This is a genomic window from Agromyces sp. NSFZ, from assembly GCF_056156205.1.
This window is the reverse complement of the sequence record NZ_CM149585.1, coordinates 2,310,558-2,323,373: the sequence shown is the minus strand read 5'-3', so window position 1 is coordinate 2,323,373 and position 12,816 is coordinate 2,310,558. Positions and strand designations below refer to the sequence as shown.

At 66.3% G+C, this 12,816-nt stretch carries 11 protein-coding genes and 1 tRNA gene; 8 read left to right on the top strand and 4 right to left on the bottom strand.

The window, feature by feature from the left end; all coding sequences use genetic code 11:
* The first annotated feature begins 9 nt into the window (after nucleotides 1–9).
* The 8 genes from ACVFI9_RS10925 to ACVFI9_RS10890 all read left to right on the top strand — a co-directional run bounded on the left by ACVFI9_RS10925 (nucleotide 10) and on the right by ACVFI9_RS10890 (nucleotide 5,637).
* Entirely contained in the window at nucleotides 10–1,278 is a 1,269-nt protein-coding gene (locus tag ACVFI9_RS10925) for a glutamate-5-semialdehyde dehydrogenase (protein ID WP_474762255.1), read from the top strand.
* A 51-nt stretch (nucleotides 1,279–1,329) separates the two neighbouring features.
* Nucleotides 1,330–1,551 (top strand): hypothetical protein, encoded by a 222-nt coding sequence (locus ACVFI9_RS10920; protein ID WP_474762254.1) that lies wholly within the window; start codon nucleotides 1,330–1,332, stop codon nucleotides 1,549–1,551.
* 51 nt (nucleotides 1,552–1,602) lie between these two features.
* A complete protein-coding gene (gene nadD / locus ACVFI9_RS10915; protein WP_474766239.1) occupies nucleotides 1,603–2,166 on the top strand; it encodes a nicotinate-nucleotide adenylyltransferase in 564 nt (187 codons plus the stop codon).
* Nucleotides 2,163–3,257, top strand: a complete 1,095-nt coding sequence (locus ACVFI9_RS10910) for a hypothetical protein (RefSeq protein WP_474762253.1) — start codon at nucleotides 2,163–2,165, stop codon at nucleotides 3,255–3,257. Before nadD ends, ACVFI9_RS10910 begins: the two co-directional genes overlap by 4 nt.
* 48 nt (nucleotides 3,258–3,305) lie before the next feature.
* Nucleotides 3,306–3,680, top strand: a complete 375-nt coding sequence (gene rsfS, locus ACVFI9_RS10905; protein ID WP_474762252.1) for a ribosome silencing factor — start codon at nucleotides 3,306–3,308, stop codon at nucleotides 3,678–3,680.
* A 184-nt stretch (nucleotides 3,681–3,864) separates the two neighbouring features.
* Nucleotides 3,865–3,940: transfer RNA gene (locus ACVFI9_RS10900), tRNA-Ala, on the top strand.
* A 175-nt stretch (nucleotides 3,941–4,115) separates the two neighbouring features.
* On the top strand, nucleotides 4,116–4,343 hold the full coding sequence (locus ACVFI9_RS10895; RefSeq protein WP_310517934.1) for a helix-turn-helix transcriptional regulator: 228 nt from the start codon (nucleotides 4,116–4,118) through the stop codon (nucleotides 4,341–4,343).
* A 238-nt stretch (nucleotides 4,344–4,581) separates the two neighbouring features.
* Entirely contained in the window at nucleotides 4,582–5,637 is a 1,056-nt protein-coding gene (locus ACVFI9_RS10890) for a tyrosine-type recombinase/integrase (protein WP_474762251.1), read from the top strand.
* Nucleotides 5,638–6,346: 709 nt separating this feature from the next.
* On the opposite strand, the gene ACVFI9_RS10885 is transcribed toward ACVFI9_RS10890, so the two are convergent.
* The 4 genes from ACVFI9_RS10885 to ACVFI9_RS10870 form a co-directional block, all read right to left on the bottom strand.
* Entirely contained in the window at nucleotides 6,347–10,486 is a 4,140-nt protein-coding gene (locus ACVFI9_RS10885) for an NACHT domain-containing protein (RefSeq protein WP_474762250.1), read from the bottom strand.
* A 671-nt stretch (nucleotides 10,487–11,157) separates the two neighbouring features.
* Complete coding sequence (locus ACVFI9_RS10880) at nucleotides 11,158–11,712, bottom strand: hypothetical protein (protein WP_474762249.1); 555 nt, start codon at nucleotides 11,710–11,712, stop codon at nucleotides 11,158–11,160.
* A gap of 7 nt (nucleotides 11,713–11,719) precedes the next feature.
* Nucleotides 11,720–12,172 (bottom strand): single-stranded DNA-binding protein, encoded by a 453-nt coding sequence (locus tag ACVFI9_RS10875; protein WP_474762248.1) that lies wholly within the window; start codon nucleotides 12,170–12,172, stop codon nucleotides 11,720–11,722.
* Between the two features lie 67 nt (nucleotides 12,173–12,239).
* On the bottom strand, nucleotides 12,240–12,776 hold the full coding sequence (locus ACVFI9_RS10870; protein ID WP_474762247.1) for a hypothetical protein: 537 nt from the start codon (nucleotides 12,774–12,776) through the stop codon (nucleotides 12,240–12,242).
* Nucleotides 12,777–12,816 lie beyond the last annotated feature (40 nt).

Below are 12,816 nucleotides of genomic sequence, written 5' to 3'. Positions count from 1 at the left end.
GCTTGAGGCATGGAGCATCCCGACTTCGACACCACGGTGATCGACGCTCGTCTCGCCGCCGCGAAGCATGCGTCCTACCGCCTCGCTCAGGCGACCACGGCCGAGAAGGATGCCGCGCTCGAGCGCATCGCCGGCCTGCTCCGCGAGCGCGCCGACGAGATCATCGCAGCGAACCGGCTCGACCTCGAGGCCGGCCGTGAAGCGGGCCTGGCGACCGGCCTGCTCGACCGGCTCACGCTCGACGAACGGCGCGTGGGCGCCCTCGCCGACGCGGTGCTCGAGGTCATCGCGCTGACCGACCCCGTCGGCGAGACCGTCAGCGGCCGGTCGCTGCCGAACGGCGTGCGCATCGACCAGGTGCGCGTCCCGCTCGGCGTGGTCGGCGCGATCTACGAGGCCCGGCCCAACGTCACCGTCGACATCGCCGTGCTCGCACTGAAGAGCGGCAACGCCGTCGTGCTGCGTGGCGGCACGGCGGCCGAGCAGTCGAACCGCGTGCTCGTCGGCGTGCTGCGCGACGCACTCGACGCCGTGGGCCTGCCCGCCGACGCCGTGCAGACGGTCGACGACTTCGGGCGCGCCGGTGCGCGTCACCTCATGCAGGCCCGCGACTACGTCGACGTGCTCATCCCGCGCGGCAGCGCGAACCTCATCCGTGCCGTGGTCGAGGAGGCGAAGGTCCCGGTCATCGAGACCGGCGCGGGCGTCGTGCACATGTACCTCGACGCGAGCGCGCGCGAGGACTGGGCCGTCGAACTCGTGCACAACGCGAAGGTCCAGCGCCCCAGCGTCTGCAACGCCCTCGAGACGCTGCTGGTGCACCGGGAGGCCGCCGAGCGGCTGCTTCCGTCCGTGCTCGACCGGCTCGAGGCCTCCGGAGTCACCGTGCACGCCGACGAGCGCGTGCGGGCGCTCCGCCCCGAGACCGTGCCCGTCACCGAGGAGGACTGGGCGACCGAGCACATGAGCCTCGACCTCTCGGTCGGCATCGTCGACTCGATGGATGACGCGCTCGAGCACATCCGCCGGTTCTCGACGAAGCACACCGAATCGATCATCACGAACGACCTCGCCAACGCGGAGCGGTTCCTGAACGAGGTCGACGCGGCAGCGGTCATGGTCAACGCATCGACGAGGTTCACCGACGGCGCGGAGTTCGGCTTCGGCGCCGAGGTGGGCATCTCCACCCAGAAGCTGCACGCGAGAGGTCCCATGGGCCTGCCCGAGCTCACGAGCACCAAGTGGCTCGTGCGCGGCGCCGGGCACGTGCGCGCCTGACCTCGCTAGAATGACACGAGCACGACCCGAAGTATTCGAAAGGAACGGCGAATGAGCCTCACGACCGCGGTGCTGACCGGCACGGTACTGACCGAGACGGTGCATGCGAGGGAGCTTCCCTTCGATGCTTGGATCTTCGGCCTGATCGCCCTCGTCGCCTTCGCCGCGCTGGCCTTCGTCACCGCGTCCTATCGGGACGTCGCCAACCGCCACCGTTCGAAGGCGGAGGCCTACGCGGCCCGTCATGGCGGGGGCGAGCACGGCGGCCACTGAGCGGATCCTCGCGTGACGAAGCGCGTTCGGCACCGACCTCGCATCGGCGTGATGGGCGGCACGTTCGACCCCATCCATCACGGGCACCTCGTCGCCGCGAGTGAGGTCGCACAGTCGCACGAACTCGACGAGGTCGTCTTCGTGCCGACCGGTGCGACGACCTACAAGTCGGATGTCACGTCGGCCGAGCATCGCTACCTCATGACCGTCATCGCGACGGCGTCGAATCCGCGGTTCACCGTGAGCCGCGTCGACATCGATCGCAAGAAGCCGACGTTCACGATCGACACGCTGCGAGACATCCGGCGCGAGCGGCCCGACGCCGACCTGTACTTCATCACGGGAGCCGACGCCATCGCGCAGATCCTCTCGTGGAAGGACGTCGCGGAGCTCTGGGAACTGGCCCACTTCGTTGCTGTGAGTCGCCCGGGACATGTGCTGTCTGTTTCGGGATTACCCGAGCAAGACGTAAGCTTGTTGGAGGTTCCGGCACTTGCGATCTCGTCGACCGACTGCCGGGACAGGGTGCGCCGGGGTTTCCCGGTGTGGTACTTGGTGCCCGATGGGGTCGTCCAGTACATCTCCAAGCACCACCTCTATCGGAGTGTCGAATGACGTCGTCGCAGGAACCGCCGCTGACGCGCCGCGAGATGCGCGAGCGCGAACGCCTGCTGGCCCAGCAGGCCGAGTCGTCGACCCCGGATGCCGCTGCAGCGCCCCCGGCCCCCGCTCCGTCACCTGCACAGCAGGCGTATCCGCCCGCGCCGGTTCCGCAGTCCGCGCCCGCGCCCATGCCCGCGCCGGCGCCCGCGTACAACGCTCCGCAGCCCGCGCCCGCGTACAACGCTCCGCAGCCCGGCGGTGCTCGCGATCAGACGGCCCCGTTCGGCGGCGCGATCGCGGCGCCCGCGCCCCCGAACCCGTTCGCGCCCCGTCCTGAGCCGGTCGCCCCCGCTCCGCAGCGGGCGCCGGCGCCGCTCCCCGAGGCGACGACGCCCGAGCGCACGCTCACCAGGCGCGAGCTTCGAGCGATGCTCGACGCCCATTCCGGCGAGGGCTTCGACGAGTTCGACTTCGACGACGAACCCTCTGCCCAGGCACCGGCACCGGCACCTGCCGTGCCGCAGCAGTCGGCGCCGTTCCCCCCGCAGCCGGTTCCCACGCGGGCGCCCGCGCCGCACCAGGTCGCCGAGGCGGCGGTCGCCGACGAGCCGCTCGCCACGCCCAAGCCGGTCGGCCACTGGACCGACCAGCTGAACGCGCCCGTCGAGCGGGCCGAGCCGTTCGACCAGCTCCTCTCACGGGGTGGCATGAGCCACGGCGTGCCGACCACCACCAACGCGCTGATCCTGCCGACCCTGCCCGATCACGGTCCGATGGGCGGTGCACTCGCCCAGAGCGGCGAGGTGATCGTCACCGGCTCGATCGACCTGCCGCGCAGCTTCGGCGCGACGGGTGCCCACCCCAGCCAGATCGATTCGTCCGACGTCGACCGGCTCTTCGACCAGGTCGAGGACGGCGCCGGCATGGGCGCCCCCGTCTCGGCCACCCGGGCGATCAGCACCCAGAGCGCCGCGCGCTCGATGATGGCGCCGCCCAAGAAGGAGGGCATGAACGTTCCACTCGTGCTCGCCGTCACCGCCGGCGTCCTCGCGCTCGGCGTCGTCGCGACGCTCGTCATCGGGGCTGTCGCCGGGCTGTTCTGATCGGGCCCGAATCCGGGCTTCGACTCCCATCTCTCCGGAAGTGAGCGTATGACCGCATCCGACCAGGCACTCGACTCGCTCGCACTCGCGGTGCGGGCAGCAGACGCGAAGGGCGGCGAGGACCTCGTCGCCCTCGACGTGTCCGGGCCGTTGCCGTTCACCGACGTGTTCCTCCTCGTCACCGGCAACTCCGAGCGCAACGTCGTGGCGATCGCCGACGAGATCGAGGACGTCATGCGCGAGGCCGGCGCGAAGACGCTCCGTCGTGAGGGCCACTCCGCCGGCCGCTGGATCCTCCTCGACTTCGGGGACCTCGTCGTGCACGTCTTCCACCGCGAGGAGCGGCTCTACTACGGCCTCGAGCGCCTCTGGAGCGACTGCCCGGTGGTGCCGGTGGCGCCCTTGCTCGCCGCCGGAAGCTGACGCACGCGGCATCCGCCCCGCGCGGTGCGCCACTTCCGCCCCCGGTGCGCCACCTGAACTGGCGCACTCGTGTCGAAGCCGGCGCAGCGGCGCGGCGGCGGGGTCGCCCGGCTGAGGCTCGCTCGATTTCTTGCGAGGGCGGACGCTGGTGTAAGCTCAATTCGTTGCCCCGAACGGGGCGCACGGGTCTGTGGCGCAGCTGGTAGCGCACCTGCATGGCATGCAGGGGGTCAGGGGTTCGAGTCCCCTCAGATCCACCAAGAGCCCCTGATGAATCGCAAGATTCTCAGGGGTTTTCTCGTTGCTGGGGGCCTGTGGAAGGCCCGTGCGGCCTTTTTGGGGCTCTTTTCGTTTCGGCGGACAGCTTCCACAGGCATCCACATCCGGATCCCACTGACGGTCGGCATCACGGCGTGACGCGCACTCCTAGGGAGTATGAGCAGATCACCGCAACCCAACGTCCCGGCCTACCGGTTCGTCGAGAACCTCGGCGACTACCTCAGCGTCGACGAGCTCGCGCAGTACCTCCAGCTGTCCAGGGAGACCATCTACCACTGGCGGCTCGAGGGCGTGGGCCCGAAGGCCACGAAGCTCGGCAAGCACCTGAGGTACAGCCGCGAGAACGTCGCGGCCTGGCTGAAGGATCGGACGGACCGACGGTGACGGCGTTGACGGGACGTCTGCTCTGCTCCAGCAGAGGACGAACACCATGGCACGACGCAAACTGGAGCCCGGATCGCACGGCGAGATCTCGTACCAGGAGCTGCCGGACGGGCGGGTGCACGGCACCATCCGATTCCGGCGCCTCGACGGGACCCACGGTCGGCTTCGCACGCGGGCCGCTTCCAAGGCGCAGGCACGCAGGACCCTCTTCGAGCTCGTTCGCGAGGAGTACGACGCCGTGCGTGTGGCGCCCGGCGGGCTGACGCCGGACTCGCCGTTCATCGACCTCGCCCGCGAGTACATGGAGCACATGGCCTTCACCGGCGATCAACGCGACACCACGCGGCACGAGAACCTCAGGCTGATCGAGAAGAAGCTCTCGCCGCTGATGGGCGCGCTCACGCTTCGCGAGATCAAGGCGACCACGGTGCTGCGCGTGTACAGGGAGATCCACGCCGACACGCCGCGTCAGGCCGACACCTGCAAGGCGTTGATCAGCCAGATCTGTTCGTACGCCGTCATGAACGACCTCATGCTCGCGAATCCGGCGCGGGAGGTGAAGAGCGTGAAGCGTCGGCCGAAGCCGATCTACGCGCCGGACGCGATGCAGTTGAGCGAGTTCCGCTCGATCATCCGCGATTTCCAGGAACGCGACGATCGGATGGGACCGAGGCCGTCGGACCTGTTGGGCGATGTCGTCGATCTGATCCTGGCGACCGGCGCTCGGGTCAGCGAAGCAGTGGGGCTCAAGTGGCAGTTCGTCGACCTCGATGCGACGCCGCCGCAGGTCACGATCGCCGGCAAGATAGTCGACTCGAAGGGGCAGGCGAAGCGGTATGAGGACTATCTGAAGTCCGATGCCGGCTGGCGAGTCGTCACGATTCCCGTCGAGCTGGTGCCGATGCTCCGGCGCCGCAGGTTCGCCGGCGGTGGGAACGAGTTCGTCTTCCACACGCGAACGGGAGCGCCCAACGGCACGCAGGATGTCCACCGAGCCCTACGGAGAGTTCGCGAATGGGCTGGCCTCGAGCGAGAACTCGTGCCGCACGCGATCCGAAAGTCCGCGGTGACTGCAGTGGCGGATGCCCTGGGCATTGAAGGCGCCGCGCAGTTCGCCGGGCACAAGCGATCCCGCGTGACCGAGCAGTACTACGCGAAGCGCGCGGTGCTGGCACCGGACACGTCGATCGTCCTTGGTGCGTTGCAGCAGGCGCTGCAGCGGGATGGCGCAGTGGTCGCAATGACTTCCCGCCGAGATCGCGACGAACAGGGGGCGCGAGAGGCCCAACGATGAGCGGATCGTGGTGGCTCGTAAGTGTCCGGTGCCAACAGGGATGTCAACGACCTGTAATCCGTTGTCCGCACTGCGGCTGGCGCGATGTCGAAGGGATCGGCTCACCGCCTTTCAAGGGCCCTCAGTGACACCACCCGGCTCGGGACTCTCAGACCGATTCGAGAATGACCGTCTCGGTCGTTCGCGCCGTAGAGTTTGGAGCCAGCGAGACGGATCAGGCCCGGCGCATCGGTCCAGCACTCCGCTCGCGACTTGATTCAGTCGACCTGTGCTCAGTGAAGCGCTCGTTGGTCCGATTCGCACACTCCGCTTCCGCCCAGATGATGACCCCGTCCACATCGGCGGCGTCGGTGATTCTCCACTCGTAGCTTGGTGTATGCGACGAGCACGGTGGTCGGCTGCGACCAGAAGTACACCTGATACATCGGATCGCTGCACTCCGATGTCGCGTCGCGAGGATCGATCGGTGATGCCTGCGTGACTCTGAGGTTAGCCACAGGTGCCGTCGAAGCGCGTCAGCGATCGGCCATCGGGCGGCGGGGGCCCGGCCGACTGAATGGCGCAAAGCCGCATCGGGCGGCCCGTTGCGTGGCAGAGCGGCGGGGACTGCCGCGACGACGAGTCGCTCCATCAGCCGGTGAGGGAGTCGTCGAGCCATTCAGGGGGCTGCTGCACCAGAACCACCACTGCGACGATGATGGCTGCCCCGTTACGAGGCCAGCCATTGAAGCCAGCGCTCGACTTCACACACCTCTCGCAGTATCTCGACCATGGTCAGCAGGTTGCTTGAGGCGACGGTCGGGAGTGCGGTCGTGATCGCGGCGGCGACGGCGGCCCGCTGCTCCCTTGTTTCGGCGAGTCTGGCGAGGACGGTTCCCAACTCAGCCATGTCGTTCTGGTCGGCTGTGAGAAGCGCATCCGATATTGCGGCTATCGCGGTCGAGCGCTGCGCCCCCGTGGGCTGTAACGCGGCGAGGGTCTCCCCCAAGCGGGCGACGACGTGCTGGTCAGCCGTGAGGACGGCGCTTGTTATCGCCGCGGCGGCGTCCGCCCGCTGCTGAGGACTGGGGTTGAGCGCCATGAGCGCCGCAGCCAGGCTTCCGACCGCGTAGTGGTCGACGATCGGGAGGGCGTCCGTGATCGCGCCCGCAGCAGCCTGACGTTCGCCTTCCGTCTTCGCGAGTGCGTAAAGTCCGGCCGCCATGTCCGGCGCCGTGAACAGGTCTGCAGCCGGGAGCACGTTCGCGATCGCGGCGGCGGCGGCCTCACGCTCCCGATCACGCGGATGTAGTGGGGTGAGCGCCAATGCGAGCCCGGATACGGCGCCATGGTCGGCAGTGACGAGCGTGTTCGTAATCGCATTGATAGCAGCTACGCGTTCCACGTCGGTCTCTGCGAGCGCTGAAATTGTGGCGAGGCACTCCGATACACCCGATGAAACCGGCCGCGCTAGCCAGTTCGCAATTGCGATGATGGCGGCCAAGCGCTGCGCACTGTTCTCTGCGAGCAGAGAAATTGCCGCCAACGATCCCGATCTGTTGAACGGGTTGGTCTTGTCGAGCGAACTCGCGATAGCAGCGATGGCGTTAAAGCGCTGGTCGTCAGTACTCGCGAATACTGTGATAGCCGACGTGAATCGCGACACGGCGCGCGAGTCTGCTGAACGCAACGCGCTCGTAATCGCATTGGCCGCGGCCAGGCGCTGCTCATCGGTTTGCGCGAGCGCGGTGAGCGCATCGAGGAGGTCGGAAACGCCGGACGGCTCGACATCACAAAGGGAGCTGATGATTGTTTCTACGGCGGCCCGACGCTGGCTAGGGCTGGGGTCTAGTGCAGGGAGCGGCGCCACGAGGTCCGCGACCTCAGATGGATCGGCTTCAGACAGCACTCTCGCTATCGCGTCCGCCGCGACGCGACGCTGGTCATCCGTGGGGCGAAGCGTCATGAGCGCGGGAACAAGGCTCGATACTGTGATCAGGTCGACGGTGGGCAACAAGCCCGCGACTGCCTCGGCGTACGCGCGTCGTTGCTCATCCGTTTCGGCCAGCGCTATTAGCGCCATGATGAGGTGCTGCCCGGCGGATTGGTCGAGCTTTGCCTCGGCTCTGGTGATGGCTTCGACGGCGGCGCGACGCTGGTCATTGTTGGGCTTCAGTTCCGCGAGCGTGAGCACTAGCCACGACACGACGGTCGGGTCGGCCGTGGGCAGGGCGTCTGCTAGCAGCTCGACGGCGGCGCGACGCTGCTCATCCGTTTCGACGAGGTTTGTGAGGGCCGTCATCAGGTACGAGATCTCCCACCAGCCAATGTCTGGCAGCCAGTATTGGATGGCGGCGATGGCAGCCAACCGCTGCTCGCTCGATTCGGCGATGGATGTGAGCGCCGACGCCAACTCCGAGACCTGCAAACGGCGGACGGCGGGTAGCAGGCCCCTAATCGCGGCGATGGCAGCCAGGCGCTGCTCATTCGATTCGACGAGGGTTATGAGCGCCGCCATTGGACCGGAAGCGTCGGATCGGTTGGACGTGCCGGACCGGCCTGCAGTGGACAGCCCGTTTTCGATGGCGGCGATTGCTGCAAAGCGCTGCTCGTCCGTCTCGACGAGTTCTGTGAGCGCCGCCAGAATGCGCGGGAGAGCGACCGAGTACCAGGGACCCGACCGGCGAAGAGTTGGCAGAGCGTTCGCGATCGCGGTGATGCCGGCCCGACGTTCCTCATCTGTATCGACCAGTACCGGGAGCGCCGTCGCCAGGCCCCACACTGCAAACCCACTCGCTGTTGGGAGGGCGTTCGCGATTGCAGCGATGACCGAAGCATTCGGCCAGTGCATCGTCTGAGCAATGAGCTCGGGGGCGTCCGTCGCGAGTCTCTCGCGCGCGTTTGCGATGACGTCCCGGCTGGCGTCGTCCCAGTCAGACTGTTCAGACTCGGCCGCGACTCGCACCAGAAGTCGATCGAACTCGCGAGCAGCCGCGCTCTTGGCCGGGCTAGTACCGTTGGGCGTCGCAGTGGCGAGGATTCTTTGAAGCAGTCTGTTCCGATCGGGATGTACTGCGATCGCGGCGGGGGCTGCGGTCTCCCAATCGGGGTCGAACCAGAGATGAGGGAGCACGACGTCGTACGCAACGTCAGCACTGACCTTGCCTATGTATTCGGCAACGAAGTGCTCTAGAAGGGTGCGATGTAAGAACTGTCGAGTGGGTTGTCCTTCTCCGTCGTCTCGGATGCGAGGAGCGACATGATCGAGCACCCTTTGGTAGTCGTAACCGACGGAAGTCCGACTTGGCTGGGTGAAGCTCTCTGCCCAGTTTCCGAGACCGCTCGGACCCTCAGCGTCCTTAATCGCAGCCCAGGCCCACTCACTAAGCACCTCGCGGCAGAAGTCGGTGTCGGGACGCGCTGGCTGCTCCTCAACCCAGGGTGTGCTCAAGAGCTTGTTGACTAGCCGATTGTAAAGATGACGTCGCCGCGCGGGGAGGGGCTCGTCTTCTTCTCCCAAGATGCAGTAGAACGTCAGGATTAAGGGAATGGTCGCGGTGCTGCGCAATTCGCTGCGTTGGTCGATTTCGTTCCGGAGCTGAGCAGCCCGCGCGGGTTCGGCGTCAAACCAAGTGTCAACGTACGCCTGGACATCGCCCGGGTACTGAAGAGGTTGCAGTTCTACAACCCGCACCGAATCACTGACACCTCGATCGTTGGCGTTCCATGCTCCGTGTCGGCTGGTGATTATTACGCGCCATTGTTCGGACTGTGAGAGATCACGAAGATGCGGCCACTGTCCACCGGTTGCCGGATACTCTGCAGCTTCGTCAAGGGAGTCCACAATCATCAATACGTTGTCCGAGCCGGCGAGCGTGCGACGCAATCGTTCGCTCGCGCCGCCTGATTCATTGACTCCCGAGATGAGGCTGGCGCGGATCAGACCTGCACGCAGGTTCGGCTCATTGGTCTTGCGCCATCGCTCCCAATTCGTCAGCAGTGGCATCTCAACGCTTCTCACGTCCACACCGTTCTCGAGCGCCGTCAAAGCGCGCTCGGCCGCTTCTCGCGCGTAACGTCTAGCAAGCCAGCTCTTTCCTGAGCCCGGGCCGCCCAGGATCACCAATACCCTCGAGTTCTCCAGCGCCGCTGCCGCGCTCAGGTTCTTACCCTGAAGTGGGTCGTCGCTCGAAGCGGTAGCGACGGTCAATGACCGCTCAAGGCTTGAAGCCCGACTCGAACGAGGAGACCAGATTGGCTCATCCCATCGTTCGATCTGAGACTGCAGGTACGCTCGCGCATCCTCGGCCGTCGCTGCCGCCGAGAAGACCGTGACGAGCTCTGCGATGGTCGTGTTGTGCTGCTGTTGTGCGGACGCCAGCTCTTCGAGCTCACGGTGCAGCCACTGCAGCCCACCGATCAACGTCCCATCCTGAGTTTGTAGGTGCTCGATGAGTACCCGATATGTCTGATCGACAGCCAGAACGAGTCGCGAAAAAAGAGGATCACGAATGAGCGATGGATCCGATTCTTGCAGTCGGCCCGCAACCAATTGCGCCACATCTTTGGCGTTGAAGCCTCTCGCCGCGATTTCAGCGCTTGTCGCTCCAAACTTCGCAATCGCATCGGCCGTCTGAGTCAGGACTACTTCGGTCTCGCCGTCAGTCCAGCGCTGGTCGACAGCGATGGCCTCAATGCTCTTCGCGATGCGCCGTCGCAGCAGCCTTCCTTCCTGAGTGAGATGGTCCCCGGCCACTTGGACGAACTGCGTAAGAAGCGCGCCAATACCGGCCACAGGCCCTCCAAGCGAAGCGATCGCCACCGTAGCTACCGCGCTCGAGTAGTACGCCCACGACATGGCAGGGCTCACCATCGCAAGGGTCTCCCTTGTGCGGTGGAAGAATTGCCCAGGGCTCGCCTCATGCTTATTTCCCGTCCAGCGCGAGCCTACTTCCCTCCCTCTGCTAGACGCTATGTGGCGTTGAGGGCCGGGTCATCGCTTCGCATAGACCGTGTCGGCGGGATTCTCGTGAACTGCAAAGCCACATATGTGAATGAAGCCCGGTTTCTTGCTGAGCGTACGAGTGTGGGCTGGATGTGCACGCCCGCAGAGCGGTCGCTGCTGGGTTCCAGGATCGGTCCTTCCGTTGAAAGGTGGATCGGCGGACGGCCATCCTCAACGGATGGTTGCACAGCTTCGATCGTCTCGGTGTCCGGATGACCCGCCGATGAATCTGCTCGTGCAGGGGTCTCGTCTGCGAAAGGTGACTGTCTCGTGACCCATGGGACTTGAGGCGTCCCGATGGTGGGCCAGAGCTGCCGTCAGATGGCGGAGATTCGGGGACGTTCCGGCCGCCGGCAATTCTCGCAGCGATGCGCCGCAACCTGGTGGTTGGAACGAGCAATCGAGGTCAGATTGTGAGGCACCTGGAGCGCTCGGGATCGAAGATGACTGTGGATGCGCGGGTGTCGACCCGGCCACATTCGACCGATCGGCGAGTGACGTCAACTGGCAATGTGGAACACAGTGCTCGAGTCTCCCTACGTGCGACGCGAGTGAAATCCCGTTTCAGACCTGCGTCGGCGTTCCACGTCTTCGATCACGCTCCTGGCAAAGTCTGCGTCACGATCGGCGATGGCTACGTCCTTGACGGCATCGGCGGTGTCCTCGCCAGGCCACGTGGTTTGTCGCGTTGGTCGGTCGCGGTCCAGGCGAGTACCCGAGGTTGCTACCCAGTCGTGCAGTCGTTGGCGAGCGTCGGCGAAGTCGCGGTGCCAGCCGAACGGCGCTGAGCCGTGCTGGTCGGGGTCGTAGGCGCTGAGCCAGTGGAGGTGGAGCGCTGAGAGTTCCCAGACGAGCTCGGGGTGGCGGTGCCAGAAGGGTGGGATGACCGAGGCCGGCAGGCCGTAGGTGCGGCGGAGCCAGTTGACCCAGCGGTTGAGCTCCATCCACTCGATCTCGGCTTCCTCGGCGGTCAGAAGGTTCCAGTTGATGGGGTGCGGTGGCTCCGGGGTCAGCGGACCGTCGAGGTCGTCGAACCCATCTGCGCCGGGGTCGTCGTCGTCCAGCTGCCAGCGGCCGGGGGCATCCGTCATCGTCGGCTCACAGCCCGAGGCCGGAGCGGTCGTCCCGCACGAGCGCGGGCCGGCGGGCCGCGAGCGCGTCGGGTACTGCGTGCTCGATGGTCGGGCCGGGCCGTCGGGAGCGGTCGACGTCGTAGTCGGTGCGGGCGAGGTCGTGGCCGATCTTCTTCGCGACGAACTCCTCGCGCTCGACGATCGCGCCCTCGCGCTCGACCTCGAAGGTGCGGACATAGCCTTCGGCGACGAAGCTGTCGCCCTTGGCGAACCGGGCGAGGGCGCGCTCCGCGGTGGCACGGTAGGTCACCAGGTCATGGAAGCTCGGCTGGAGCTCGCTGAAGCTGCCGTCGTCTTCGCGGCGGAAGTGCGGCTGGCCGATCCGGACGTAGAAGCGGGTGTCGCCGTTCTCGGTGATGGACTGCTGCGGCTCCGAGGCGATGAAGCCGGAGAGCGACTGCTGCGTGTGAAGAGCCATGGGACTCGACCTCCTATTCGTTCGGCGGGCCGATCGGTCCGCTCGAGGAACAGGTGCGCCGGCCGATTCACGGGCGCGGCGTCGCGGACGGGTCAGGCGGCACACGGGGATGCTGCGTCGTGCGGACATGGGCGAGGTGCACGGTCTCGACAGCGGTTCGGAGTCGGTCGAATCGTCCGATCGGATTCCCACGGTACTGGGCGAGGTAAAAGACGTCGGTGCCTTGCCGCGTGATGCGGATGCCGCCGTAGGCGTGGCCATCCGAGTCGCGCATCGTCCATGTGCCTGGACTGTTCTCATCGGCGTTGAGAAGCGGGTGCCACGGGGTGGATCCGGTCTGTTTCGTGTTCACGGTGGCGTCCTTCACTGGGGCGGATGTCGCTTCTTGGTAGAGGGCCCAGACGACCTCGGCGCAGAGGCGGAGCTCGTCGGCGGGGAAGTAGCCGAGGAAGGCGCGCGCGTCGTCATCTGCGGACCATGTGTTGGCGCGGAGGAGGGGCGGGGTGGATATCCAGCGGTCACCGTTCGGATGATGGCGATGCGCCTGCTTCCGTCGAACTGCAGCCAGGTGCCGGGCCCGACGACCCGGAGCTTCGGCTGCCAATAGCGCATGCTTCGAACATACATTTGAAGGTCAGTTTGCG

Excerpts from the sequence above, each read along its gene's own strand:
- ACVFI9_RS10925 (WP_474762255.1), top strand. The coding sequence starts at position 10 with ATGGAGCATCCCGACTTCGACACCACGGTGATCGACGCTCGTCTCGCC.
- ACVFI9_RS10895 (WP_310517934.1), top strand. The coding sequence starts at position 4,116 with ATGAGCAGATCACCGCAACCCAACGTCCCGGCCTACCGGTTCGTCGAG.
- ACVFI9_RS10920 (WP_474762254.1), top strand. The coding sequence starts at position 1,330 with ATGAGCCTCACGACCGCGGTGCTGACCGGCACGGTACTGACCGAGACG.
- ACVFI9_RS10910 (WP_474762253.1), top strand. The coding sequence starts at position 2,163 with ATGACGTCGTCGCAGGAACCGCCGCTGACGCGCCGCGAGATGCGCGAG.
- nadD (WP_474766239.1), top strand. The coding sequence starts at position 1,603 with ATGGGCGGCACGTTCGACCCCATCCATCACGGGCACCTCGTCGCCGCG.
- ACVFI9_RS10875 (WP_474762248.1), bottom strand. The coding sequence starts at position 12,172 with ATGGCTCTTCACACGCAGCAGTCGCTCTCCGGCTTCATCGCCTCGGAG.
- ACVFI9_RS10880 (WP_474762249.1), bottom strand. The coding sequence starts at position 11,712 with ATGACGGATGCCCCCGGCCGCTGGCAGCTGGACGACGACGACCCCGGC.
- rsfS (WP_474762252.1), top strand. The coding sequence starts at position 3,306 with ATGACCGCATCCGACCAGGCACTCGACTCGCTCGCACTCGCGGTGCGG.